This is a genomic window from Glycocaulis alkaliphilus (genome assembly GCF_004000605.1).
Lineage (GTDB): Bacteria > Pseudomonadota > Alphaproteobacteria > Caulobacterales > Maricaulaceae > Glycocaulis > Glycocaulis alkaliphilus.
Genome location: NZ_CP018911.1, coordinates 1,672,556 through 1,698,750 on the forward strand (window position 1 = coordinate 1,672,556; position 26,195 = coordinate 1,698,750).

Sequence of the window (26,195 nt, forward strand, 5' to 3'; positions counted from 1 at the left end):
GCATTCTAGAAATCGTAGCTGAGGCCGAGATAGTAATAGCCGCCACTGGTTCCGAATACGGAGTGGTTGTCATAGATCATGCCCATGGAATCCAGGGCTGCCGAACGGCCGGGCGGGTAGGTATTGCCCAGATTACGTCCGCCGAGCGTGACCGTGACGTTTTCAAAGCCGCGATAGCGCACTTCAGCGTCGTAGAGCACTTCAGCATCACGCGGCAGGAAGTTCGTCGCGCCATCCAGGCGGCGCCACGTGCCGTAATACACCGCACGGCCCATCAGCTCGAAGTCGGCCACGGTGTGGGTGAGCGTGATATTGGAGCGCCAACGCGGCGTGCCACGTTCAAACTCCTGCACTTTCGCCGGTGAGAACACACCCGCCGGGTCTGAACGCAGGCTCTGCTCGTTATAGTTGGTCGCCAGGCTCAGATTGGTCGTCTGGCCGTTGTCCCAGTCGAACAGGTAGGACGCGACGAGGTCGAAGCCACGCACCCGCGTGTCCAGACGGTTCTGGAAGTAGCGCACGGTCTGCACGCTGCCGCCATTGGGGTAACCCAGAGCGGCCAGCTGGGCGCGCTGGGTTGCATTGGTGGTGATGGAGTCGTTCAGCAGGAGGCGGTCATCCACGTCGATCTGGTAGAAGTCGAGCGTGGCGGACAGCGCGCCGGCCGTCAGGACAAAGCCGCCGGAAATGCTGGTGGAGGTTTCCGGGACCAGCGGGGTGGAGCCGAAGATCTGGGCTTCAGCCGAACCCGGCACCAGAACGGCGTCGAGTACGAAATCACCCATGTTCAGCTGCGAGGTCTGGCTCTGGCCGAAGAGCTGGCCGGCAGCCGGAGCCCGGAAGCCCGTGCTGACCGCGCCGCGAATGGCGAAATTGTCGGTCAGGTCGTAACGGGTCGCCAGTTTGTAGCTGAGATTGTCACCGAACGCTTCATAGTCTTCAAAGCGCAAGGCAGCCGCAAAGCTCCAGCGGTTCGTGATATCGGCTTCCACCTCCAGATAGGCGGCGATGGAGTCGGTCTCGAACTCACCGGCAGCGTCCGGGCTGAAGCCCTGGAAGCCGTTGGCGCCCACGGGAAGATCGCGAAGCGGCCCGATGCGGTAGGACGCCGGATCGCCCACGCCGATCGTGTAGGCCTCGTTGCGGTAGCTCAGGCCGCCGAAGAAGAACAGATCGCTGGCAAAGGCCGCAACGCCGAAGGATTTGTAGAAGTCGGCATTCAGCTGGTATTCGCGCTGACGCAGGCTGCCCGGACGGAAGCTGGTCGGCGAATCCACGCCCATGGAGGCGTTGATGGTGTTGGAGATGCGGTAATCGATCTCGTTCTGACCCCAGCGGGCCGAGACATCCCAGCCGAAGCTGTCAGACTCTTCACGGCGCACACCGATCACGGTCGAGAAATCGGTCTGCTCACCGCCAAACATCGGCACATAGCCGCCCGGATAGATCGCCGCGAGGTCGAAAGCTTCCGGGTGGGCCGGCGTGCCCTGAAAGGCAGACGGCGCGTAGGTGGCGTGCTGGCCAAGGCCGCCCGCAGCCTGGGACTGGCGGTAAACGAAGCCGACCTCACTGTCCGTGAACGCCGCGTTGCCGAACAGATAGGCGTCCATGCCATTGCCCAGATCCAGACCGGCATTCCACGATGTCTTGATCGCGCTGTAGGCCGGGTCGCCCAGATTGATGGGGTGCAGCGGGACATTCTGTACGCCTTGCGCGCGCAGCGCCTCGGCACCGGCATGCGGGCCGTGACGATAGGTGCCGCTTTCTTCCGTTGCCTGGAAGGACAGGTTGAGGAAGCCATTGGCCGTAAGCGGCAGGCCGATATTGCCCTGCAGGTCCAGCACGTCGCCGCCATCATAGAACCGGCCGGCATGGGCGCTGATGGTAGCGCCCTCATTGCTGTCACGCAGATTCATGTTGATGACGCCCGCAATGGCGTCCGAACCATATTGCGCCGAGGCGCCGTCACGCAGCACTTCGATCGAGCCCAGCGCGATCGGCGGGATCATGTTGAAGTCCTGGCCTTGCGAGCCGGACGTGGTGGCGTGGCCGGTACCGATCTGCACCACCGACGAGCGGTGACGGCGCTGGCCGTTCAGCAGAAGCAGAACGTGGTCAGCCGGCGATGCACGCAGCGTCGCCGGACGTACGAAGGACGAGCCATCGTTCAGCGGCAGGCGCTGGACGTTAAAGGCCGGGACGGACGTGCGCAGCGCGTCGTTGACGTCGACATACCCCGTCGAGACAAGCTCGTCCGGCGAGATGACGTCGATGGGCACAAGGCTCTGGGTGTCGGTGCGGCCCTGACGGCGGGTACCCGTCGTCACGGTGATGACTTCGACCTGTGAGCGTGCAGATGCGTCGTTGGGCGCCTGGGCCATGACGGCCGGAGCCAGCCCTGTAACGCTCGCGGTGGCCAGCGCCACCATCCCCGCCTGGGCGAGCAATGTTTTTTTCATGATATTCCCCGATTCATTCATCGACAGTGATGTCGGATGGGTTGTCAGCCGATCATCTAAAAAATTTCCTATCGTAAATATTTTAGATGATCAAGCCCGGTGTCATCAAATCGTCAATCAACCGATGACATCGCGATAAAGGCGCAACAGATTGGCGCCCATGATCTTGTCGGTGTCGCCCTGGCTATAGCCCCGCGCCCGCAGCCCGTCCCGGATCACATTCATGCGTGCCGGCCCGTTCAACTGATCGATAAACAAGGGCCAGTCGGCATCATTGAAGGCCGCGCCCATCTCCCGGCGCAGCGATTCGAGATACTCCTCGCTCATCTCGATAACGCGGTGATCGCGGTCGCTGCCAATGGCTACATGCTCGATGCCGCACACATTCACAGCATGGTCGATATGAGCGAAGTACGCCTCTAACGCGCCTTCGCGCCGGTCGGTGAGAAACGGGCGGATCTGGCAGATTCCCGTTACACCGCCGCGTTCGGCCACGGCCCGCAGATTCTCGTCGGTCGTGCTGCGGATATGCGGATGAACGGACCGGCACGATGCGTGGGAGTTGATGATCGGCACCGCTGAAGCCGCCACCGTTTCGGCCAGGGTCCGCATGCCCGCATGGGATACATCGATCAGCATGCTAACTTCGTTCATGCGCTCGACAAGCGCGTGGCCGAACAGGCTGAGACCGCCATCATTGGGCTCCCAGCATCCTGAACCGGCCCAGTTCTGGTCGTTATAGGTCATCTGTGCAGAGCGGACGCCCCGCTCATAAAAGGCATTGACCCTGTCGAGATCGCGGCCGAACTGCGTGGTGTTCTGGAACAGGTAGAACACAGCGATACGGCTGTCACGGTGGGCCTGAAGGGCGTCGTCCGCCCGCGTCGCCTTGATGAACCAGTGCGGATTATCGGCGATGTGGGCATCGTATTCGTCCAACGCCTGAAGGGCGTCCTGGTAGGCGTCCTCTTCGTATTTGCGCGGATCGCCCAGCGTGACCGTAATCGCTGAAAGGCCGCTTGAGCGCATCGCAGTCAGCAGGTCATCGCCATATTCCAGGCGAAGCTCGCCCATCGCATCGAACGCAAATGGCGCACTGGCAGAATCAGAAGCGCTGACTGCACCCCAAGCGGCCGAGCCCGCCACCATTCCGGTCAGACCGGCAGGCAGCGTCGCTGCGAGGAAACCGCGTCGAGAAAATTCCATGATATTGCCCCATAATATTTTCGTATCGGAAATATTATGGGTTGGCGAATGGCTCGCTGGCAAGCCCCCTGCCCGCGATTCGGGCTACACTGCCGGACGTCGGAGCAATGGAAAGCTGTGCTGGCGCGGGGGTAATTCCCGCCTGTCAGGCCGTGTTTATCCAGAGAACTACGGCATCCTGCTCGCTGATCGACACGCAGGCGTGACGCATATTGCTGTCAATATAGATGCTGTCGCCTGCGCGGAGGTGTTCGGGCGCGTAATGCTCGGTGTGAAACAGCACCTCGCCTTCCAGAACGTAGAGAAACTCCTCGCCCTGGTGCCCCCGCCAATCGAGAAACTCATCGATGGCCCGCGCCTTGATAACGGAGCGGAACGGCAAAATCCGTTTGTTCATAAGATCTGACGCCAGCAGCCGGTGGGCGTACACGGCCGTTTCCATCAGCTTGCCATCCCCGGCACGCGTGACCGAGCGGCGCCCCGACGCTTCCAGACTGGTTTCGGCATTGAACAGCCGCGTGATGTCAATCTCGAAGCCGTCGGCCAGTTTCTGCACCACATCAAATGTCGGCGACATATGGTCGTTCTCGATCTTCGAGAGTGTGGACGCAGCAAGGCCGGTGCGCTGCGCCGCCTCTTCCAGCGTCCAGCTCTTGCTTTTACGCAACTGGCGGACCTGCTTGCCAAGCGCCATAGCGCCTGCCCTGCGCCTTGCGGGTGGCTGAACGCGATTGGACTCGATGATGTTTTGATAGTCTTGCGTATTGCTCATGTTCGCCCCGTCGCGTGCCTGCGCCCTGTCCAGCCGTATTACCGATGTGTAGCGCGTCAAAACTATACCGCAAGGCCGATGCGCCAAGTCCATTCTCTTACGCATTTGACGCACAGAAAACTTTCCGATAGGAAAAGTCGTATGACGCTGACGTTTGCGGCGGGCTCACGGGTCACGGTCCGGGCCACCAGCTGGCAAACGCAATGAACCACACTAACCAGAATTGGGGCGGGCTATATGCCTGATACACAAAGTCACTTTGCCGCTGACGATGCGGTGATTGCGCGCGGCCCTGCCGTATTGGCGCGCGAGGCCTTCTCGGCCATGGGTCTGGACTTTCCGTTGACACGCAAAGGGGAGTTGACTGTCCGTACGCCGGTGGACGGCTCGCAAATTGGCACGATGACGCCTGAAACGGCTGCATCAACCAAGGCTGCTATCGAGAACGCCGTGTCGGCGTTCCAACAGTGGCGCGCCGTGCCAGCGCCGATCCGGGGCGAGCTGATTCGGCGATTCGGCAATCTCTGCCGCGAACACAAGGAAGCACTCTCCTGCCTCGTCACGCTGGACTGCGGCAAGACGCTGGATGAAGCACGCGGCGAGGTTCAGGAAGTCATCGACATCTGCGACTTTGCCGTTGGCCTGTCGCGCCAGTTGCATGGCCTGAGCATCGCCACCGAGCGCCCCAACCACCGCATGGCCGAAACCTGGCACCCGTTGGGTGTGTTCGCGCAGATCAGCGCGTTCAACTTCCCGGTCGCCGTGTGGTCCTGGGGCACGATGATCGCCCTGACTTGCGGGAATGCAGCGATCTGGAAGCCATCAGAAAAGTCTCTTCTGTCGGCATCGGCCTGCGCCGGACTGCTGGCGCGCGCATGCGCAGATTTCCCCCAGGCGCCAAAGCATCTCCATCAGATTCTGGTCGGTGGCGGCGATGTCGGCGCGCAGCTCGCGGCTGATCCGCGCGTCGCGCTCATCAGCGCCACCGGCAGCACCAAGATGGGGCGCAGCGTGTCGAGCACTGTGGCGGCGCGCCTCGGCCGTTCAATCCTTGAGCTCGGCGGCAATAACGCCGCCATCATCACGCCGTCTGCCAATCGCGACCTCGTGCTTCGCGGCGTGACATTCTCGGCAGCGGGCACGTCCGGCCAGCGCTGCACCTCCATGCGCCGGTTGATCGTGCACGAAAGCGTGCATGACGAACTGGTGGCCCAGCTCAAGCGGGCCTTCGGCCAGCTGCGTGTCGGCAACCCTCTGGAACCTGGCGTGCATGCCGGTCCGCTAATCGATCTTCCGGCGATGGACATGTTCAACGCGGCGCTCGATCAGGCACGGGCCGAAGGCGGTGTGGTGCATGGCGGCCAGCGCCTGCTGGCAGAAGAATACCCGGACGCGGCCTACTTGGCTCCCGCCCTGGTCGAAATGCCGTCACAGACACCGATCGTACATACCGAAACCTTCGGTCCAATCCTCTATGTCATGCGCTATCGCGACATCGAGGAAGCCATCGCGATGAATAATGCCGTGCCGCAGGGTCTCTCCTCGGCGATCTTCACCGACAATATGCGCGAGGCGGAGCTGTTCACATCCAGCCTCGGCAGTGATTGCGGTATCGCCAACGTCAATATCGGCACCAGTGGCGCAGAGATTGGCGGCGCGTTCGGCGGCGAGAAGGAAACCGGCGGAGGCCGCGCCTCCGGCTCGGACACCTGGAAGGCCTATATGCGCCGCGCCACCAACACCATCAACTACTCAACCGACCTTCCCCTGGCCCAGGGCGTGCGTTTCGACGCGGCCTGAGCTGACATTCGACTTACCAACCCGAAGAAAGGGCAGACCATGACTTTCAAGACCCTGCTTATCACCGGCGCGGCCGCCCTGGCCCTCGCCGGCACGGCAGCCAGCGCGCAGGAAATTCCGCAAGGAACCAGCTACCAGACGGAGTCGCTTCTGGGCGAGCGTCTGTACACCCGCTCTGCCGAGACGATGAATCTGGCAGATCCCAGCGCATTTGAACGCGCCACGATTGAAGCCCATGCGGCCTATGTCGCCGACATGAACCCGGACACGGCCACCTGGTATGGCCGGATGCTGTCCTATCAGGGCTATTTCCGTGAAGCGATCGAAGTCTATGACGCGGCGATCGAGCGTTTCCCCGAAAACGCCAAGCTGCGCCGCCACCGCGCGCACCGCTATTTCACGCTGCGCGATTTTGATGCGTCGATTGCCGAAGGCCTGCGCGCCGCTGAGCTCTATGAGAACATGCCGCTTGAGCGCGAGCTGCTCGGCCCGGACTACTTCCCGTCCACGCCGGACGTGGTCCAGTTCTACCTCTACTACCATCTGGGCCAGGCCTATTTTGCGGCCAACCAGTACCGCGAGGCAGCGCGCTGGTTTAACCGCTCACATGAAGTAGCCGTGGGCGTAGATGATGCCGTGAGCATCACCGCAGCGGTCTATTGGGAGTACATCTCGCTGGCCCGTGCGGGCGACTTCTTCGCCGCCCGTGAGCTGCTGGAGAGCTACACCTTCACCCTCGAAGACCTGAGCGAGAACATCGAAAGCAATTTCTATTTCGATGGCATCCAGCTCTTCAAGGGCGAGCGCGACTTCGACACCTTCTTCAGCGATGAAGACACCGGCATGGCGTTCTCCAACGCGTCGGCGGCGGCCTCATCTACGGCCTTCACCCTTGCCAATTATCTGCTGCTGCAAGGCCATCGTGACGAGGCGAAGGAATGGTATCGCCGCTCGATCAATGTCGATGGCTGGTCGTTCTTCGCCCGTATCCAGGCGGAAGCTGACTGGGCGACGCTCTTCCCGGGCGAGACTCCCTAAACCCCTGCCCGGGGCCCTGTGCCGCCTTCCCCGGCGGCGCAGGGCATTTCCTTGCCTGACTGCTCACTGAAAGGTGCTGGCCATGCCGATCCGAATGTCTACCACCGTCGCTGCCATGCTACTGCTGGCAGCAGGTCCGCTGGAAGCCCAGATTGCCGACCGCGACGCTGCCCTCGCCCCGGCGGGGGAAACCTTGCGCGAGGGCCAGACGCTGATCGGTACGCCCTTGAGCGAGCCGGGCTTCAGCCCCGAACTGCGCGCCGAGCTGGAGCTTGATCTGGCGATTGCGCGGGCCACGCTGGAACTCGCGCCGCACCGTGAAGATTCCTATATCTGGCTTGGCCGCCGGCTCGGCTATCTCGGCCGTTTCGAGGACGCTGTTGATGTGTTCACGCAAGGACTGGAGCTGTTTCCTGACAGCTACAAGCTTTTGCGCTTCCGCGGGCGCCATCTGGCGCGCAGCCGTCAGTTTGAGGCTGCGATAGCCGACTACACGCATGCGCTGGAACTGATGGAAGGCGTGCAGGACAGTTTCGAGCCGGACGGTATCGCCAACGCCTATAACCTGCCGCTCGGCACCTTCCGCTCCAACCTTCACTATTACCGCGCCCAGACCAGCTTTGCCGTTGGCGATTTCGAGATGCTGGTGTCCGGCATGCAGGCTGCGCTGGATGAGCCTCTGCTGATCGATCCGACCGGCGATATGGGCGTAGCCATCGCCTACTGGCTCTATATCGGCCACAGCCTTCTGGGCGATGACGCGGCGGCGCGCGCGGCGCTTGCGCCGGTACATGCTGACCTGCCGCTGATCGAGAACGCCAACTATCTGCGCGGCGCGCTCTTCTTCAAGGGCGAGATCGCCCGCGAGGAGATGGAGGCGTTTCCAGGTGCGATCGAGCAGTTCGCCCTGGCCATGGCGGACCGTCTGGCGGGCGATAACGACGCTGCCGAAGCGCGCATGGAAGCAATCGTCCGTGCGGGCGCGTCCGGCTTCTGGCCGGCTGAAACCGAAATCCTGCGCATCCGGGAGGAGCGCTAAACGCCAGGTGCCGGTTCGGCAAACATGCCCTGCCGGCACTTATTCCTTGGCGTCTTCGGCCTTTTCCGGCGTTACTTCGGCACCGGCTTTCTCGCGCTTTTTGCGGCGATCAAATACGTCACGCATGTGGCGCTCATCGTCCTTGGACAACAGCTTGGCAAATTCGGGAAAGTGATCGTCTTCTTCTTCATCGATGTGGTGAAGATAATCATGTTCGAGCGTCTTGAATTTCTGAAGCCAAGCGCCTGATGCCATGTCTGTCGCGGCCAGATCGTTCAGGGCCTCGTCAATGTCGTGATGTTCGGCAACCGAGTGGCGGGTTTCATCGGTTGCGGCGGGCTTGCGCATCATCGTTGAATAGAGCGCCTGCTCTTCGGCAGCGGCGTGCGCCTTCACCTCCCGGGTAAACTCTTCGAACAGAGTACGGCGCTCGCGCGTGTCACCGCTGGTTTTGCCGATTTTTTCCAGCAGGTCACGGTGACGGTCATGGTCGTCCTTGAGGCGCGCAAAAATGGCGGCACTATCAGCCATCGCAGAGTTCTCCCAATTCATGCCAAGGGTTTAGCAACCCTCTAGCTGAGAGAATGGTTCCCTGCGCGACAGCGTTCCTGCGCCGTTATTCCCTTACCGCAATAATCCGCCCTTCACCGAGGCTGAGCACGCCGTCGGTATCAATGCTGGCAGGCAGCGAGCCCTGGATAATGCCAAGGAAGGTCGTTTCCAGCGCCATCAGATCGCCTGCACAGGCCATGCGCGTGGACACGCCCTGCCCCAGCACGATGCCCTCACCAGTCATCTGGTAGCTGGCCGAATAGCGATTGCAGGGCGCCTGACCCGACAGGCGGCCCTGGCCATCGAACTCCATCGTAACGGCGCGCGGGCCGGGCACTTCTTCGCCTGCAACATGCGTGACGCGCCATACCTCACCGGCCAGCAGGCTCTCCGCGTCGCCGCCGCAGCCGGAATAGGTCTCCACATCACCAAGCGTGATGGTTACGGTGTCGGGATAGGACAGGCCCGCCATCGAATCCTGACAGATCGTGTGGGTGATCTGGATCGTAAACAGCTCCCCGTCATCGCCAGAAACGGTCAGTACATTCGTTTCCTCGTCCAGCGCAGCCCGCCCGGTCACGCGCCCGGAAAGACGTGTTTCACCGTAGTCGCCCAGATACTCCGCTTCACCGCCCGCGAGCCGCAAAATCCAGCCCGGCTCGTTGCCGCGTGCGGTGTAGACAGCCGGCTCAGGCTCCGGTTGATCTGCGTCAGATTCGGATTCTTCCGGCAGATAGGCGCTCGACTGGCACTGCACCCACTCGCCATCCGTCTCGAAGCGGACCAGCGCACCTTCGCCCCTGCTCCAGAACGCCCGCGGCCCCTCATCGCTGCCAGCCTCGAAGCGCGCGCCCGACGCGGCAGGCACCGAGGCGAGTATATAGGCGGCGTCGCCCATGGTGAGCGTGATGTCCGGCGCGTGATAGCGGGCGCTGAACGACTGCCCGTCATCGCACATATAGGCCGTGTCATCCGATGCGGCGTGATTGCTCCTGACCAGCATGATGACACCTAGATCAGCCGCCGGGTTCCCCGCAGGGAACCGGGCGTCTTCGGGCGTGATCCAGACCTGCGCGCTGTCGGGATCGAGGATCCGGCCGCTTACCGCAAGCTCGCGATCAGTGGCCACGGCCTCGGGGTCGTAGGTGAGGGTCAGGTCGATGGGCACCTGACGTCCGTTGAACGGTTCGCGCGCCTCCGATACCAGCTCGGGCCGGTCACTGCCGGGCTCGAACGCCAGCAATTGCGCTTCCACAATCGCGTTGTCTCCAAGGGCAATCCGCTCGCGGTACGCGACGGCAAAGGTCACGCTGGCCGTTCCGGCTGCAGAGCCAGTGCCGTCACCCTGCACCGCCTGCCCGTTTTGGCCACAGCCAGCGGTCAGCAGAAGGGCGGCAGTTGCGAACGGAAAAAACGCGTAAGCCGGTGTCACAAAGAGGCGCAAATGGGATACTCCCTGCTGTGTCAGCACACATGATTACACTTACCCGCCCGGTGCGGAAAGCAGAACCGCACTGGCCCTGCCGGGCAGAACGCCTTGCCGCTGTCCCTGCCCGCCTGTAGACCGGACGCATGAGCGAACATTTCCCCACTTCGGTGAACCTCGAAGGCGAGGATATTCACTGGTCCCCGGAAGGCGGGCTCAGCTATGGCCGCTATCTCGTGCTTGACCGCATTCTCGGCGCGCAGTCCCCGCTGACCGAAGAGCATGACGAGATGATGTTCATCATCATCCACCAGGCCAGCGAGCTGTGGCTGAAACTGTGCCTGCACGAGCTGGAGGCGGCGATAGCCCATGTACAGGCGGATGAAGTCCGCCCGGCCATGAAAATGCTGGCGCGCATTGCCCGCATCCAGGAGCAGCTGACCCAGTCCTGGGCGGTGCTGTCGACGATGACGCCGTCTGACTATCTGAAATTCCGTGACCAGCTGGGGCAAAGTTCAGGCTTCCAGTCAGCCCAGTACCGCACGCTGGAATACCGGCTCGGCAACAAGAATGCGGCGCTGGCCAAGGTGCATGCCTCCGACGAAGAAGCGCACACGCTTGTCAGCAAAGCCCTCGTGCAGCCAAGCCTTTACGACGAAACCTTGAGGTTTGCTGCCAGATCCGGCCTGACTGTTCCCTCCACAGCTATCGAACGCGACTGGTCCCAGCCTTATCAGCCCGACGACGCCGTAGAGGCAATGTGGCGAGAGGTGTATCTCGACACCGGGAAATGGTGGGAAGTATATGAATTTGCCGAGAAACTTGTTGATCTGGAGCAGAAGTTCCAGCAATGGCGTTTCAACCATATGAAAACGGTTGAGCGGATTATCGGCTTCCGGCGCGGCACAGGCGGGTCCGGCGGGGTGTCCTACCTCGTCAAAGCGTTGAACTTGCGTCTGTTCCCCGAACTCTGGACCGTGCGCACCACACTCTAGTCAGGCAGGTACAATCCCGATGCGGCAGTTTTACATCTTCATCAAATGCGAGCTGGGCAAGACCTATGACGTCGCTTCGGCTCTGGTCGATACGCTGGAAGAGACCCGCCAGGTGCATTCGGTTTCGGGCGCATTCGACCTTCTGGCCCAGTTCGCCGTGGACTCCGAAGCCGATATAGGCCGCTTCGTGAATCTGAAAGTGCAAACGATTTCAGGGGTGAAGGACACGCAGACCATTATCTGCTTCAACGCCTTCACCCGTGATCGCGGCCTTGGTGACTGATGCATTTCGGCGTTTTCGACCTTTTCAAGATCGGTATCGGCCCGTCCAGCTCCCACACAGTGGGGCCGATGAAGGCTGCGCGTCTGTTTCTTGAGCGCGTGGACGCCGAACACGGGCTGAAAACGATCACGCGGGTAAAGGCGGAGGCCTATGGCTCGCTGGCGCTGACCGGCGCTGGCCACGCCACCGACAAGGCGCTGATCTGGGGGCTAGCGGGCGAGGCACCCGAGACAGCCGATCCCGATGTCCTGCCTGGTATTATCGACGAGGTGGAGAATTCCGGCACGATCCGGCTGCTGGGGCAGCACCAGATCGGCTTTGACCGCGATACTGACCTGCTCCTCGATGGCAAGGTCCGGCTACCCTTCCATTCCAACGCAATGAAATTCACAGCCTTTGATGCGAACGGTGAAAGCCTGTCGGAACAGCTCTGGTACTCCATTGGCGGCGGATTTGTGATCGATGAAGCCGAAGCCGGACGAAACTCGGCGGCGGAAGCCCCCGAAGGCGAGCCCTACCCGTTCGATAATTGCAATACGCTGATCGAGATTGGCGACCGCGAAGGGCTTTCCATCCCCGAAGTGATGATGGCCAACGAGACCGCATTCCGCGGCGAGGCAGAGGTCCGCGAGCGCATCGCCGTCATCTGGCAGGCCATGGAAGATTGTATCGACCGCGGCGTGGCGGGCGATGGCGTCCTGCCCGGCGGGCTCAACGTAAAGCGCCGCGCACCCGCCATGCAGCGCCGCCTCCTGGAAGATCCGGAGCGCGCCACCCGCGATCCGCTATCGGCCATGGAATGGGTCAATCTGTGGGCGATGGCGGTCAATGAGGAAAACGCCGCCGGTGGCCGCGTGGTCACCGCTCCGACCAATGGCGCGTCGGGCATCATCCCCGCTGTAGCGCGCTATTTCGACCGGCACTGCAAAAAGCCTGGCGATGAGGACGCGATGGTCCGCTTCTTCCTTACCGCGTCCGCCATTGGCGCGCTCTACAAGCTCAACGCCTCGATTTCGGGCGCGGAAGCGGGCTGTCAGGGCGAGGTGGGCGTTGCCTGCTCCATGGCCGCTGGCGGGCTGGCCGCCGCGCTTGGCGGCTCAAACCGGCAGATCGAGAACGCCGCCGAGATCGGCATGGAGCACAATCTGGGCCTGACCTGTGATCCGGTGGGCGGGCTGGTGCAGATACCTTGTATCGAGCGCAACGCCATCGGCGCGATCAAGGCGATCAACGCGGCCCGCCTCGCCATGCTGGGCAATGCCGAATACAAGGTGCGCCTCGATCAGGTGATCGAGACCATGCGCCAGACCGGCCTCGACATGGCCGACAAGTACAAGGAAACCTCCGAAGGCGGCCTCGCGGTCAACGTGCCGGTGTGTTGAGGTAGCGCCCTCGTCCGGGCAGCTGAAACCCCGGACGCGTCAGCGATCCGGGGGCAGCACCGTTTTCTCCCCCCGTTTACGGGGGGAGTGGCCTGAAAGGCCGAGGGGGGGATTTTTGAAAAGAAAAGTTTCCCCCCTCCGTCAGCTTCGCTGACACCTCCCCCGTAAACGGGGGAGGAAATCGCTTCGCGCTTCCGGGGTTTCAACACCCCTACCCCGCCGACACCAGCGCCTCGGCGACGGCGCATTCGGCGCGCGTCTCGTGGCGGCACGTAGCGAGCGAGGTTTCAAGCTGTGCCTCAATGGCGCGCAAATCCGCGATCTTGGCCCGCACCTCGTGCAAATGCTGCTCGGCCAGCGCATCAATATCGCTGCAGGTGGCGTCACGGTCTTCGAGCAGGTCCAGCAGGCCTGAGATGGCCGCCAGCGGGAAACCCAGTCTGCGCCCGCGCTTGATGAAATCCAGCCGGCGCAGATGGGCGGGCGTGTAGGCGCGGTGACCACCGGCCGTGCGGGCCGGTTCGGGCAGCAAGCCCACCTGTTCGTAATAGCGGATGGTGACGACCTGGCAGCCGGTGCGGCGGGCCAGTTCTCCAATGCTCAGCACTTCCTGCATGACGGGCTTGAACCTATAGCGACTATAGCTCGCAGCATGCATGCCGATGTGATTCCGGCAAGTCCGGGATCGGTCCGAAAAAGGATAACCGGCATGGCAGTCTCCTCCCTCCTTTCTCTCCCGCTGAAGCGTGCCTTTGGCCTTTCGGCCAGTGTCGCCGCACTGGCGCTGGGCGCAGGCATCAGCCCGCTCCCGCTCCTGGCGGCTGAGGCCCATGCCGATGAGCCGGAGACCATCATCGTCTCGGCCACGCGCACCCGCAGGCGCGTGCAGGACGAGCCGATCCGCGTGGAACTGATCGACCGCGAGGAGATCGAGGAAAAGGCCATCATGTCGCCGGGCAATATCTCGATATTGCTGGCCGAGACGGGCGGGCTGTGGGTGCAGGCAAGCTCCGCTGCGCTGGGCTCTGCCGGCATCCGCGTGCAGGGGATGAGCGAGCGCTACACCCTACTGCTGGCGGACGGATTGCCGCTCTATGGCGGACAGGCGGGCTCCATCGGCCTGTTGCAGATACCGCCCACCGATCTGGGGCGGGTGGAGGTCATCAAGGGCGCGGCGTCCTCACTCTATGGCGCCTCGGCGCTGGGCGGGATGATCAATCTGGTCTCGCGTCGGCCCTCGGACGAATTTGAGGGCGAAGTCCTCACCAATATCACCAGCCAGCGCGGGCAGGATGTGACGGGTTACGCATCCGGCCCCTTAAGCGAGGCATGGAGCTATTCCCTGACCACTGGCGGGCACTGGCAGGAGCGGCGCGATCTGGATGATACGGGCTGGGCCGACATTCCCGCCTATCAGCGCTACACGCTGCGCCCGCGCCTGTTCTGGCAGGGCGCGTCGGGCGCCGAGGCGCTGGTGACGTTCGGCGCGATGACAGAGCGCCGCCGGGGCGGCACGATGCCCGGCCGTACCGTGCCGGGCGGCAGCAGTTTTGTGCAGGGTCTGGATACGCAGCGCTTTGATGCCGGTCTCAATCTCGACCTGCCGCTGGATGACGGACTGACGCTGGGCGTGCGCGCTTCGGCCATGGAAACGCAGCACACGCATCTGTTCGGCACGCAGATTGAAGACGACCGCCACCGCACGGGCTTTGCCGAAGTCTCCCTCACCCGCAGCGCAGGCATTCACACGCTCGTCGGCGGGGCTGCCGTGGAGGTCAATGACTACGCGTCTGACGATTTTGCGGCGTTCAACTATCGCTACACCGTGCCCGGCGTGTTCGCGCAGTATGATCTGGATGTGACGCCGGACCTCACACTATCCGCCAGCGTCCGTGCTGATCACCACAGCGAGTATGGAGGCTTTGTCAGCCCGCGAATCTCCGCCCTCTACCGGCCGGGCGCATGGACGGTCAGGGCGTCCGCGGCGCAGGGCTATTTCGCGCCCACGCCCTTTGTTGACGCGATAGAGGAAACCGGCCTTTCCCGGCTGGAATCACTCTCCGGGCTTCAGGCCGAACGCGCCGACACGCTGTCGTTCGATGTGGGACGGCGTTTCGGCCCGGTGGAAGCCAATGTGATCCTCTTCCAGTCGCGTGTACGCCACGAGACGGCGCTGGTGCCTACGGGTGTCTCGCTGCCCGACGGCACCAGTCAGATGCAGATCATCAACGCGCCGGGAACTGCGCAGACGCAAGGCGCCGAATGGCTCCTTCGTTACCGCTATGACCATATCACGGTAACGGCGAGCTATATGTTCACCGACGCCGTGTCGTCTGATCCGGTGACCGGCATGCGTCGCACCACGCCGCTCACCCCGCGCCACTCGGCCGGTTTCGTGGCGATGTGGGAGGATCATGACCGGGGGCGTGTCGGGTTCGAGGCTTACTATACCGGCGCGCAGGAACTGGACGATAATCCCTACCGCTCCCGTTCAAAGCCTTACATGATGATGGGCATTCTCGGTGAGATCAATCTCGGCCGGGTCAGCCTCTTCCTGAATGCCGAAAACCTGCTGGACATCCGCCAGAGCCGGTATGACCCGCTGGTGCGCCCAACCCGCGCGGGCGATGGCCGCTGGAGCGTCGATGCATGGACCCATACCGACGGCTTTGTCGTCAATGGCGGGATGCGGATGCGCTTTGGCGGCGGGCATCATGGTCATTGAGTGTTAGAACCCCGGACGCGTCAGCGATCCGGGGGCAGCACCGTTTTCTCCCCCGTTTACGGGGGGAGTGGCCTGAAAGGCCGAGGGGGGGGATTTTGAAAAGAAAAGTTTCCCCCTTCCGTCAGCTTCGCTGACACCTCCCCCGTAAACGGGGGAGGAAATCGCTTCGCGCTTCCGGGATTTCAGGTGCTTGAAATTTAAGCCGCCAGCTTTGCCGCGACCCGGTACTTCGCCTCGGTGGATTTGGCGATGTCGTCCAGCGTGATGCCGTCTGCCAACTCGATCAGCTCAAGCCCGTCTTCCACCACGTCGAATACGCCATAGGTGGTGATGACGCGGTCAACGCAGCCCTTGCCGGTCAGCGGCAGGGCGCATTCCTTCAGGAGCTTGGGCGAGCCGTCCTTGGCGGTGTGCTCCATGATGACCACAACGCGCTGCACGCCGGCGACGAGATCCATCGCGCCGCCCATGCCCTTGACCATCTTGCCGGGGATCATCCAGTTGGCGATATCGCCCTTTTCGGAGACTTCCATGGCGCCGAGGATGGACAGGTTGATATGCCCGCCGCGGATCATGCCGAAGCTGTCGGACGAGCTGAAATAGCTGGTGCGGTTCAGCTCGGTGATGGTCTGCTTGCCGGCATTGATAAGGTCAGGGTCCACCTGGTCCTCGGCCGGGAACGGGCCCATTCCCAGCATGCCGTTTTCCGACTGCAGGGTCACGTCCATATCCTCGGGGATGTAGTTGGCCACGAGCGTCGGGATGCCGATGCCCAGATTGACGTAGAAGCCGTCCTCAAGTTCCTTGGCGGCGCGTTCGGCGAGCTGGTCGCGGGTCCATGCCATGATCTGTCTCTCCCTTAAGCCGCGCGCACGGTGCGCTGTTCGATGCGCTTCTCGTGGCTGCCCTTGATGATGCGCTGAACAAAGATGCCCGGCGTGTGGATATGGTCGGGATCGAGGCTGCCGACGGGGACGATCTCTTCCACCTCGGCAATCGTCACCTTGCCGGCGGTTGCCATCATCGGATTGAAATTGCGGGCCGTCTTGCGGAAGACCAGATTGCCTTCGCTATCGCCCTTCCATGCCTTGATGATGGAGAGGTCCGCCTTCAGGCCGGTTTCCATCACATAGGTCTCGCCGTCGAAATCCTTGTGTTCCTTGCCTTCGGCGACCAGCGTGCCAACGCCTGTCTTGGTGTAGAAGGCGGGAATACCCGCGCCCCCTGCCCGGATGCGTTCGGCCAGCGTGCCTTGCGGGTTGAATTCCAGCTCCAGCTCGCCGGAGAGATACTGCTTCTCGAAGATCTTGTTCTCGCCCACATAGGACGAAACCATCTTCTTGATCTGGCGGGTGTGCAGCAGCAGGCCCAGCCCGAAATCATCAACCCCGGCATTGTTGGAAATGACGGTCAGCTCCTTCGCGCCGCTATCGCGCAGGGCGAGGATGAGATTCTCCGGTATGCCGCACAGACCGAACCCGCCAGCCATCACGGTCATGCCGTCAAAGGTCAGGCCGTCGAGCGCAGATTTCGCATCAGCAAAGACTTTTTTCACCTTGGATGTCCTCCGGGCATAAATTCAACGTGCGTTGTATAATTGCCGGGCGCGCATCCGCCAAGCGGGAGTTGCGTCCATCAGCTGTGCCGGTGGGGATAGCGTATCACTGGGCCGGGGTCCATCGCCCGCACGGGGCCGGACTGCAGCCGGAAAAGGAAACGCCGGACTGGAGGTTTGCCTCCAATCCGGCGCAGGTTGAGGAAACACTAGCCTCATGAAGCCCGGAACCGGCGAGGGACTGGGAACACATGGCCCAAGCTTCGAGGGATATAACGCCACAGCGCGCCTGAACCGGCGCTGAACGGCAAGGCACGTGCAATCAGTCTGTGGGACGGCGGAAATACTGCCTGTCGGATTCGACGGCGACCGCCCCGCCCAGAAACAGGATGTAAGCGGCCCAGTAGATCCAGAGCAGGAAGATGATGACCGCGCCCAGAGACCCGTAGAGCGACATGCTCACAACGGTGGCCACATAGGTGTTGAAACCCGCGGACAGCGCCAGCCAGAGCGCAGTCGAGACGGCTGCTCCGAGAGCGCAGCCGGTCCAGGACGTCTCTCCTGCCCGCTGCATCACGTAGCGATAGAGCAGCATCAGCGCTGCCATCATGGCCAGCACCGATACGCTGTACGGATTGACGACATAGCGGACAGAATCGCCTCCCAGCCCGAGAGGCTCCAGCACGAAGCTGATAATCGAGGGTACGATCATCACCGTCAGATTGGCCGCTATCAGCAGCCCGATGCCGGCAAGCACCGCCAGCATGGCAATCAGGTTGAACTTCACCAGGGAGCGCAGGCCGTCGCGTCCGGCGATATGGTTCAGCCCGGTAATAATGGCCTTGGTGCCGCGCGAAGCCGCAAACAGGGCTATGGCGAGTGCGACGAAACCCTGAAGTGTCAGCAGCGCCGGCGATGTTGTGGCGAGGCGCGTCAGCTGGCTCATCACGAGCTCTGCCACCTCGGGCGGGAGCACACGCGCGATCCGTCTGACCTGCTCCACCGCATCGGCCTGGTCCTGAACCAGACCGTAGATCGAGGCGATGACCGCGATCGCGGGGAAGATGGACAGCAGGGCAAAGAAGGACGCGCCGCCAGCATAGAGCATTACTTCACGCTGGAGGATGCGGGAGATGGAGCGGACAATAATAGCGATCGGGCCGAAGCCGGTAACGGCCCGGATCCGCGCTCTGGCCGCTTCAATTCGCTGTTTCAAAACACTCCGCCTTCCAGTCCCGCTAATGCGCGCGTCGATATACCCAACGCGTCAACGCCAAGCCCGTTCAGCCCTTGCTGCCAAAGGCGCCCGCGCTGCGCAGCGCTGCGATGGAATCGCTGTCGAAACCCCAATCGGACAGAACACTGCCGGTATCGGCTCCGGGGGCAGGTGCAGGACCCTGAATGGCACCCGGCGTTTTTGAAAAGCGCGGTGCAGGCGCCGCCTGCCTTACCCCTGCAATATCGGTAAACACGCCGCGCTCAACCATGTGCGGGTGGTTTGCAGCCTCCTCAGTGGTCAGCACGGGGGCAAAGCAGGCATCACTGCCCTCCAGCATGGCGCACCATTCATCGCGGGTTTTTGACGCGAACGCGTCCTCCAGCTTCGCGCGCTGGGCGCCCCACTGACTGGCGTCATAAGGGTTCGCCATTACCGGATCGTCTTTCAGGGACAGCTTGTCCAGAAGCAGCGCGTAAAATTCCGGCTCCAGCGGACCGATGGAAACATGCTTGCCGTCTGCGCATTTATACGTGCCATAAAAGGCCGCACCGCCATCAAGCAGGTTTTCACCCCTGCCCCTGCTCCAAATCCCCATGGCCTGCAGCTGGTGGATGGCGCCCATCAGGGATGCTGCACCGTCGACAATGGCCGCATCGACCACCTGCCCCTCGCCGGTTGTCCGGGCGTGGGTCAGGGCCGCCAGCACACCGAAGGCCAGATAAAGCGAGCCGCCACCGAAATCGCCGACGAGATTGAGCGGAATGGCCGGGCTCTCCGGTGTGCCCATCGCATCCAGCGCGCCGGTCAGCGAGATATAGTTGATGTCATGACCTGCCGCATGCGCCAGCGGGCCATGCTGTCCCCAGCCTGTCATGCGCCCATAGACCAGTGCCGGATTGCGCTTGTGGGCAATATCGGGCCCCAGCCCCAGCCGCTCCATGACGCCGGGGCGATAGCCCTCCAGCAGGATGTCAGCGCGGCTGATCAGTTCGAGGCATGCTTCGACGGCCGCCGGGTTCTTCAGGTCGAAAGCAGCAGAGCGCCGCCCGCGCGCCAGAATCTCTGCCGCGCCGCCGCCATGCGCGCCCGGCCGGTCGATGCGCACAACGTCCGCGCCCATGTCAGAAAGCAGCATCGCTGCAAAAGGTGCAGGCCCCAGGCCAACAAATTCAATCACTTTAACGCCACGCAAAGGGCCTTGTGCATTCATGGGGCTGCTCCATGTGGTGAAAATCTGATGCGTTTGAAGGAATTCGGGTTGTGACACTGAAATTACATAGACACAATGGCAGCCCTGTCAGGCCCGGGGGACCGATGGGGCGTGCTGTCACATTACTCGTTTGCGGAAACGCAGAAGCGGCCGGTGAACTCGCCGGAGAGCTTGGCGCGCTGGGGTTTTCAGCGCGGGCGGCAAGTGCCTGCAGCGCCGCGCCTGCCCTGCAGGCAGACCCGGCCGACGCGATCATAGCGCTGGAGCCGCTGGAGGGCGCAGCAAACCTGCAAGCACGCGCAATCATTTCGCTGGCCGGTATGTTTGATGGCGCAAGCGCTGTTGTCGTGCCGCCCGCTCATCCCATCCAGATTGCCGCGCGGGTGCGCTCACTCCTGCGCCTCGGCGTGCTGGAGGAGACGGCCAGCTTGCGATTGGCTGACCTGGGAGATGCAGGCCATCTGCTCCACAAGCCCGAACAGAAAAGCGGCCCCATCTCGGTTCTTTATGCCGGCCCGCCTGATCCGGCCTATCTGCGGCTGGAGCATGCACTGGAACGCGCTGACGCCCAGGCCGTAGCAGCGTTTTCGACATTCAACGCATTCGACTATCTTCACGAACGCGCGTTTGACGCAGTGGTGCTCAATACGCGCCCGAAACCGGATATTGCCCACACGGTGTGTTCGGCCATGCGGCGCAATACGCGGCTTTATCATACCCCGACAGTGCTCCTCAGCCATGATGAGGTGTACCGGGCGGCAGATGAAGCGTTTGCCCGCGGCGCATCAGATATTCTGCCCGCTTCGCTGGATGCCGATGATCTGGCTGCGCGCATTCTGACGCTGGCTCATGAACGCAGGCGCAGGCGCCTGTCGAAAGGGCTGCTGGAATCCTGCCGCGTGCCGGCCGTGCTTGATGGCGAGACAGATCTCTTCAACGAGACGTTTGGACGGCGCCACCTTTCCAGCCTGACTGACCTTGCCCAGAAGCAGGGACTGTCTCTGGCCCTGATCGGCCTCAAGGCGTCAGTTCCCGGTGCTGCAGGCCCGGCAGAAGGGCGCCATGCTTCGGGTGCGCTGAACCAGTTTGCCTCCATGCTGCGCCATTGCGTGCGGGCAGAGGATCTCGCCGTGCGTCTTTCAGCCGACACTTTCTATCTCGCTTTGCCCGGAACCAGCGCTGCTGACGCGCAAGTGGTCGCCGCACGCGTCGCCGCCATCGCCGAATGCACGGCCTATGAGGGCGAGGACCCGCAAACGCCCTTCCGCATCGTGTTGCGCCACGAGGTGACGGATGCCGGGGCTGGCGACAAGGCCCAGACCCTCATCGCCCGCACACTGGCCGGCCTGCATCAGGAGCGCGTCGCCGTCGCAGCCGTCTAGGCGGCTGCCTTCCCGCGGGATGCAGCATCAGCAATCGGAGCGATCAGGCGTTGCACGCCCTTGAGGCGTTCGTTCACGTCCGGAAAATCACCTCGCAGCACCATCGAATTGTCGGGGCGCAGCTTGTAGTCGGCGGGCCGCTTGTTCATCAGCTCAATGAGCGCCATCGGGTCAGCAAAGGCATGATCGCGGAAGGTCGCGACCGCGCCCTTGGGCCCGGCATCGAGCTTTGCAATCCCTGCCCGCTTGCACAGCGCCTTGATGGCGACAACCTGTAAAAGGCTCTCCACCTCGTCCGGCAGAGACCCGAACCGGTCGATCAGCTCGGCGGCGAAGGCTTCGCGCTCCTGCTTCGTGTCGAGCTTTGACAAACGCCGGTAAAGCCCCATGCGCACATCAAGATCGGGAACGTAATAGTCCGGGATCAGCACCGCTGCGCCGGTATTGATCTGAGGTGACCAGTCGCCCTCGTCCAGCGCCGGACCGTCCGTTTTCAGCGAGGCAACCGCCTCCTCCAGCATGGCCTGATAGAGCTCCACGCCGACATCGCGGATATGCCCGGACTGCTCCTCGCCGAGCAGATTGCCGCCGCCGCGCAAATCCAGATCGTGGCTGGCGAGGGTAAAGCCCGCGCCCAGGCTATCGAGCGATTGCAGCACTTTCAGCCGCTTCTCCGCCCCTTCGGTGATCTTCTCGCGTGCAGGCGTGGTGAGGTAGGCATAGGCGCGCGCCTTGGAGCGCCCTACCCGTCCGCGCAGCTGGTAAAGCTGGGCCAGGCCGAAACGGTCGGCGCGGTGAACAACCAGCGTATTGGCCGTCGGCACGTCGATGCCCGATTCCACGATCGTGGTGGAGAGCAGTACATCAAACCGGCCCTCATAGAAGGCGGTCATGATGTCTTCCAGCGCCGTGGCTGCCATCTGGCCATGGGCGATCTCGAAGCTGACCTCCGGCACCGCTTCGCGCAGGAACTCGGCCGTGTCTTCCAGATCAGAAATACGCGGCACCACGAAGAAGCTCTGACCGCCCCGGTATTTCTCGCGCAGCAGCGCCTCGCGCGCGGTTACCGGATCAAACGGCGCGACATAGGTGCGCACGGCCAGACGGTCCACGGGCGGCGTCGCGATAATGGAGAGATCGCGGATACCGCTCATCGCCAGTTGCAGCGTACGGGGGATTGGTGTGGCGGTAAGGGTCAGCACATGGACATCGGTGCGCAGCTCTTTCAGGCGCTCCTTGTGCTTCACCCCGAAATGCTGCTCCTCATCAATCACCAAGAGGCCGAGATCGGAGAAAGTGATCGTCTTGGCCAGCAGCGCGTGGGTACCGACCACGATCTCGCAGCGCCCCTCCTCCAGCTCCTTGCGCGTTTCGGCGGCTTCCTTCGCGCCGACCAGCCGGGAGAGCTGGCGCACCTTCACCGGCCAGCCCTTGAAGCGCTCGGAGAAGGTGTTGAAGTGCTGGCGTGCGAGCAGCGTGGTCGGCGCGACCACCGCCACCTGCTTGCCGCTCATCGCGGTGATGAAAGCCGCGCGCAAGGCCACTTCGGTCTTGCCAAAGCCGACATCGCCGCAGATCAGCCGGTCCATCGGCCGGCCACGGGCGAGATCCTCGAACACATCCTCGATGGCGGAAAGCTGGTCGTCGGTCTCGGCAAAGGGGAAGCGGGCGGCAAACTCGTCATAAATTCCCGCTGGCGGCTCGATGACCGTGCCTTCGCGGGCATTGCGCTCTGCGGCGATGCGGATCAGCTCGTCGGCCATATCGCGCAGGCGCTTCTTGGCCTTCGCCTTGCGCGCCTGCCAGGCGACCCCGCCCAGCTTGTCGAGCTGCGCCGTCTCGCTATCATTGCCGTAGCGCGAGAGCAGCTCGATATTCTCTACCGGCAGGAACAGCTTGGCCGCGCCGGCATATTCCAGCTCCAGACAGTCGTGCGGCGCGTCCTGAACCGTCAACGTCTTCAGGCCCAGATAGCGCCCCAGCCCGTGATCGGAATGGACCACCAGATCACCGGCCGAGAGGCTGCCCGCCTCGGTGATGAAGTCGGCATTCTTGCGCTTGCGCACCCGGCGGGCCAGCCGGTCGCCCAGAATGTCCTGCTCGGCAACCACGGCCAGCGTGTCGGTCTCGAACCCCTGCTCCAGCGGCAGGACGACGCGCGCGATGGCGCTTTTGGGCAGGCCCTGAACCGCGTTCCAGTCGCGCGCGATGGCTATTGGAGCAAGGCCGTGCTCGCCGAGTACGCTGGCGAGCCGGTCTGACGCGCCTTCGGTCCAGCCTGCGACCATCACCCGCTTGCCGGACTGGCGAAGCTGGACGATGTGCTGGCGCGCGGCGTCAAACACGTTGTGTCCGGCCTGACGTTCAGCCGCAAAGCTGCGCCCGATACGCCCCGGCAGGGTGACGACATGCTCGCCCGGCTCGTGCAGGGCGGTGAAGCGGCGCGTGGCGCGCGCGCTCAGCATCGCCTCCCACTCATCGCCGGTGAGATAGAGCGCCTCAGGCTCCAGCGCGCGGTAGACAGGCGCGGAGAACGCACCCTTGCCGGTGCTCGCCTGCGCGGCATCCTGACGGGCCTGATAATAGTCGGTGATCTGTTCGAGGCGCTCGGCGACCGCATCGCTGCTCAGCGGATCAAGCGCGGTGATGCCGGTATCGCCCAGATAGTCGAACACCGTCTCCATGCGCTCATGGAAGAGCGGCAGCCAGTGCTCGGCCCCTTGCGGGCGGGCACCTGCGCTGACCGAATCGTAGACCGGATCGCCCGATACCGCGCCGCCAAAGCGTTTCAGGAAACCCGATCGGAAGCGCGAGATCGCCGCCTCGTCGATCAGCACCTCGCTGACCGGCGTGAACTCCACGCCCTTCAGCTGGCGGGTGGTGCGCTGGCTCTCGACATCGAAGGCGCGTACCGATTCCAGCGTGTCGCCGAAGAAATCGAGCCGCACCGGCTCCTCAGCGCTCGCCGGGAACACATCAATCACCCCGCCGCGCACGGCAAAATCACCGCGTTCAGACACGGTGGCGGTGCGCGTATAGCCATTGGCGGCGAAATACGCCGTCAGGCGCTCCACCTCGACCATGCCGCCTTGCTTGGCGCTGATGCCCGCTGTCTGCATGACGCTGCGCGGCGCGACGCGCTGCAACACGCCGTTCACCGTGGCGATGACGATCAGCGTGCCATCGCGCTTTGCGTCCCAGTTCGCCAGGCGATGGAGCGCCCCTGCCCGGCGCGCCGCGGTGCGCGGGCTGGGGCTGATCCGGTCATAGGGTTGGCAATCCCATGCGGGAAGGCGCAGGCAGGCAATGTCCGGGCAGAAAAAGGCGCAGCCTTCAGCGAACGCCAGCGCGCGCGCCTCGTCCGACGCGATGAAGAGATTGATCCCGCCCCGAACGCGCGCCGCATCGCAGAAAACCAGCGCGTCATAGCCTTCCGGCACACCGCTAATGGTGAGGCTTTCCGGCGCGGCGGCGATACGGTTCAGATCGGTCATTTCTTCACGTCCATCAATGCGGTATCGCCCGCATGGGCGTTTTTACGGCCCGTGCGGGTTGGGTATTTATCACTTTAGTTCCGCAACGCATCCGCGTTGCGGTGTTCCGCGAATACCCTCCTGCGCGGGCACAGGCAGTCGCGGGCGGCCTTTGGCCTAACGGGCCGCTCCGCGGCCCGCAAGCGCGAACGCGCGTCTGAGCCCATGCGAGGCGCGAAGCCCGGATGGGCTGAGCATCACCAAATCTGGGCACCGGCTTGCGCCGGTGAAACGCGTACTAATTGCCTCCCGGACCGTCGCTGACGCTGGCCTCGAAGCGGAAGCTCTTCAGCGCCGCCAGCACTGAGCCGTCATAGTTGGCGGGCGTTTCCGCCCTGCCCGTGATCCACGCATAGACTTCGGTGTCAGGCGCGTCGAGCAGGCGCTCGAACTCGTCCAGCTCCGCCGGGCTCAGCCCCTCAAGGCGCGCCTCGGCAAACCGGCCCATGATCAGGTCGGCCTCCTTGAAGCCACGCCGCCAGGCCCGGAAGGTCAGACGCTTCTTGCGGTCACCCGCATTGATGGACGGGTTCGGATCGGAAAACGGATCATCACTCATGGCGCGGGATATAGCGGCCGAAGGGAAAGAGGCAAAGGGTCAGCGTGCATTAGTTCATAACGTCCATACCTTCGATGAACGGCGCAGTTTCAATAAAAGTTACAGCCACCATCCACAAGTCCCACAATATACTGGCCATCACAATTAATAGGACAACACCCGCTGTTTTCATAAGTCGCGTGGGGTCAAGCCGAACTGTAGTAAGCAATGATGCTAAAATAGCAAGAACGCAAACTATAATAAATATTCCTAAATTTACTGCATTCAACGCATATGGGAGAAATGTTATTATAAATACGCCTACTGCAAAACAAAATATATATACAAATGAAATCTGCCGTATAATCCGAGCATGCCTGTCCGTCCAACGTATATATCTACGAAAATACGCGTTATTATATAATATATACTTCACTCTTCTGCCGACTACGGGTATATAAAATGGAAGAAAAATTTTGGGCCTAAGAAGCAAAGGTATTGAATATAAAATTATAATAATAATTGATACTAAAAACTCATCATCTTTATTTATTGCTCGAAATGAGTTCTCGTTTTCAGTCGACTCGATTATAGCGATTGCTTCAGAGAAAACTGATCCCGCCATTATATATAATATAACAAACCCGATCCCAAGGGCAATTGTTCGCTGGAAAGCAGGACTCGGATCGCTGATTTGATCTGCAGGTTTACTCTTAAAGAATATTGATGTGATCGCCAAAGGCAGGAAAAACATTAGTGTAGTTAGGGCGTCTTTTTCAGCTGCGGTGATATCGGGTAAGTTTACCCAATCAAACAGCCCTCCCCAAGCCCACCGTGTAAAAGGAAACCAGTAGTTTACCACCCAATTCGCGAACGCGCCGATGCCCAAAGTGCCAAGCAGTGTAGCTGCAATCTGGAAGCCCGCGAAAAGCGGCCCAAGCTCCTTTAGAATGTTTTTATGACGCATCGATTTTCCAAATTCACATAATTGAATCGGGTATATTTTGCGATTTATATAATAGTTAGCAACCATTAATTGTTCTGAGTTCGGGTTTTTAGCGCGGTAGCTCAAGGTGAATAT

At 62.1% G+C, this 26,195-nt stretch carries 21 protein-coding genes; 8 read left to right on the plus strand and 13 right to left on the minus strand.

Translation table 11 applies throughout. The features are described 5' to 3' along the window. Positions 1-5 precede the first annotated feature (5 nt). From X907_RS07970 to X907_RS07980, 3 genes are all read right to left on the minus strand, one after another. Positions 6-2,459 (minus strand): TonB-dependent receptor plug domain-containing protein, encoded by a 2,454-nt coding sequence (locus X907_RS07970; RefSeq protein WP_170175503.1) that lies wholly within the window; start codon positions 2,457-2,459, stop codon positions 6-8. A 117-nt stretch (positions 2,460-2,576) separates the two neighbouring features. After that, positions 2,577-3,665 carry a dipeptidase gene (locus X907_RS07975; RefSeq protein ID WP_127566864.1) on the minus strand — a complete coding sequence of 363 codons (1,089 nt, stop codon included), beginning with the start codon at positions 3,663-3,665 and terminating at the stop codon, positions 2,577-2,579. Between the two features lie 145 nt (positions 3,666-3,810). Further along, positions 3,811-4,359, minus strand: coding sequence for a helix-turn-helix domain-containing protein (locus X907_RS07980; protein WP_127566866.1), 549 nt, complete (start codon positions 4,357-4,359; stop codon positions 3,811-3,813). A 402-nt stretch (positions 4,360-4,761) separates the two neighbouring features. Here X907_RS07980 and amaB point away from each other — a divergent pair, with 402 nt between their 5' ends. The 3 genes from amaB to X907_RS07995 all read left to right on the plus strand — a co-directional run bounded on the left by amaB (position 4,762) and on the right by X907_RS07995 (position 8,314). Continuing rightward, the gene (amaB, locus tag X907_RS07985; RefSeq protein WP_127569399.1) at positions 4,762-6,237 is read left to right on the plus strand and encodes an L-piperidine-6-carboxylate dehydrogenase; all 1,476 of its coding nucleotides are present in this window, start codon (positions 4,762-4,764) and stop codon (positions 6,235-6,237) included. A 39-nt stretch (positions 6,238-6,276) separates the two neighbouring features. Further along, positions 6,277-7,275: a tetratricopeptide repeat protein gene (locus X907_RS07990; RefSeq protein ID WP_127566868.1), complete on the plus strand. Its 999-nt coding sequence runs from the start codon at positions 6,277-6,279 to the stop codon at positions 7,273-7,275. Between the two features lie 94 nt (positions 7,276-7,369). After that, positions 7,370-8,314 (plus strand): tetratricopeptide repeat protein, encoded by a 945-nt coding sequence (locus tag X907_RS07995; protein WP_127566870.1) that lies wholly within the window; start codon positions 7,370-7,372, stop codon positions 8,312-8,314. Between the two features lie 39 nt (positions 8,315-8,353). Here the strand turns inward: X907_RS07995 and X907_RS08000 are convergent, their stop codons facing one another. Beyond that, positions 8,354-8,845 carry a hemerythrin domain-containing protein gene (locus tag X907_RS08000; RefSeq protein ID WP_127566872.1) on the minus strand — a complete coding sequence of 164 codons (492 nt, stop codon included), beginning with the start codon at positions 8,843-8,845 and terminating at the stop codon, positions 8,354-8,356. 85 nt (positions 8,846-8,930) lie between these two features. After that, positions 8,931-10,310, minus strand: coding sequence for an META domain-containing protein (locus X907_RS08005; protein WP_170175504.1), 1,380 nt, complete (start codon positions 10,308-10,310; stop codon positions 8,931-8,933). A gap of 128 nt (positions 10,311-10,438) precedes the next feature. Here X907_RS08005 and kynA point away from each other — a divergent pair, with 128 nt between their 5' ends. The 3 genes from kynA to X907_RS08020 are packed head-to-tail and all read left to right on the plus strand — an operon-like array spanning position 10,439 to position 12,952. Then, on the plus strand, positions 10,439-11,287 hold the full coding sequence (kynA, locus tag X907_RS08010) for a tryptophan 2,3-dioxygenase (protein ID WP_127566876.1): 849 nt from the start codon (positions 10,439-10,441) through the stop codon (positions 11,285-11,287). 19 nt (positions 11,288-11,306) lie between these two features. After that, positions 11,307-11,570 carry an Lrp/AsnC ligand binding domain-containing protein gene (locus X907_RS08015; protein WP_127566878.1) on the plus strand — a complete coding sequence of 88 codons (264 nt, stop codon included), beginning with the start codon at positions 11,307-11,309 and terminating at the stop codon, positions 11,568-11,570. Beyond that, the gene (locus X907_RS08020; protein WP_127566880.1) at positions 11,570-12,952 is read left to right on the plus strand and encodes an L-serine ammonia-lyase; all 1,383 of its coding nucleotides are present in this window, start codon (positions 11,570-11,572) and stop codon (positions 12,950-12,952) included. The genes X907_RS08015 and X907_RS08020 overlap by 1 nt, the downstream gene beginning before the upstream one ends. A 211-nt stretch (positions 12,953-13,163) precedes the next feature. Here the strand turns inward: X907_RS08020 and X907_RS08025 are convergent, their stop codons facing one another. Next, the gene (locus tag X907_RS08025; protein ID WP_233352246.1) at positions 13,164-13,610 is read right to left on the minus strand and encodes a MerR family transcriptional regulator; all 447 of its coding nucleotides are present in this window, start codon (positions 13,608-13,610) and stop codon (positions 13,164-13,166) included. A 51-nt stretch (positions 13,611-13,661) separates the two neighbouring features. Here X907_RS08025 and X907_RS08030 point away from each other — a divergent pair, with 51 nt between their 5' ends. Further along, positions 13,662-15,677, plus strand: a complete 2,016-nt coding sequence (locus tag X907_RS08030) for a TonB-dependent receptor plug domain-containing protein (protein WP_127566882.1) — start codon at positions 13,662-13,664, stop codon at positions 15,675-15,677. Between the two features lie 197 nt (positions 15,678-15,874). Here the strand turns inward: X907_RS08030 and X907_RS08035 are convergent, their stop codons facing one another. From X907_RS08035 to X907_RS08050, 4 genes are all read right to left on the minus strand, one after another. Further along, complete coding sequence (locus X907_RS08035; protein WP_127566883.1) at positions 15,875-16,522, minus strand: CoA transferase subunit B; 648 nt, start codon at positions 16,520-16,522, stop codon at positions 15,875-15,877. 14 nt (positions 16,523-16,536) lie between these two features. Next, positions 16,537-17,232, minus strand: a complete 696-nt coding sequence (locus tag X907_RS08040; protein ID WP_127566885.1) for a CoA transferase subunit A — start codon at positions 17,230-17,232, stop codon at positions 16,537-16,539. A 322-nt stretch (positions 17,233-17,554) separates the two neighbouring features. Continuing rightward, positions 17,555-18,448, minus strand: a complete 894-nt coding sequence (locus X907_RS08045; protein WP_233352248.1) for a YihY/virulence factor BrkB family protein — start codon at positions 18,446-18,448, stop codon at positions 17,555-17,557. 67 nt (positions 18,449-18,515) lie between these two features. Next, positions 18,516-19,661: a CaiB/BaiF CoA transferase family protein gene (locus X907_RS08050; protein ID WP_127566887.1), complete on the minus strand. Its 1,146-nt coding sequence runs from the start codon at positions 19,659-19,661 to the stop codon at positions 18,516-18,518. Positions 19,662-19,765: 104 nt separating this feature from the next. On the opposite strand from X907_RS08050, the gene X907_RS08055 reads away from it, so the two are divergent. Next, positions 19,766-21,043, plus strand: coding sequence for a diguanylate cyclase domain-containing protein (locus X907_RS08055; protein WP_127566889.1), 1,278 nt, complete (start codon positions 19,766-19,768; stop codon positions 21,041-21,043). Here the strand turns inward: X907_RS08055 and mfd are convergent. From mfd to X907_RS08070, 3 genes are all read right to left on the minus strand, one after another. Further along, positions 21,040-24,537 carry a transcription-repair coupling factor gene (gene mfd / locus X907_RS08060; RefSeq protein WP_127566891.1) on the minus strand — a complete coding sequence of 1,166 codons (3,498 nt, stop codon included), beginning with the start codon at positions 24,535-24,537 and terminating at the stop codon, positions 21,040-21,042. The genes X907_RS08055 and mfd overlap by 4 nt on opposite strands. 277 nt (positions 24,538-24,814) lie before the next feature. Next, positions 24,815-25,135 (minus strand): FAD assembly factor SdhE, encoded by a 321-nt coding sequence (locus X907_RS08065; protein ID WP_127566893.1) that lies wholly within the window; start codon positions 25,133-25,135, stop codon positions 24,815-24,817. Between the two features lie 49 nt (positions 25,136-25,184). Beyond that, positions 25,185-26,186 (minus strand): hypothetical protein, encoded by a 1,002-nt coding sequence (locus X907_RS08070; RefSeq protein ID WP_127566895.1) that lies wholly within the window; start codon positions 26,184-26,186, stop codon positions 25,185-25,187. Positions 26,187-26,195 lie beyond the last annotated feature (9 nt).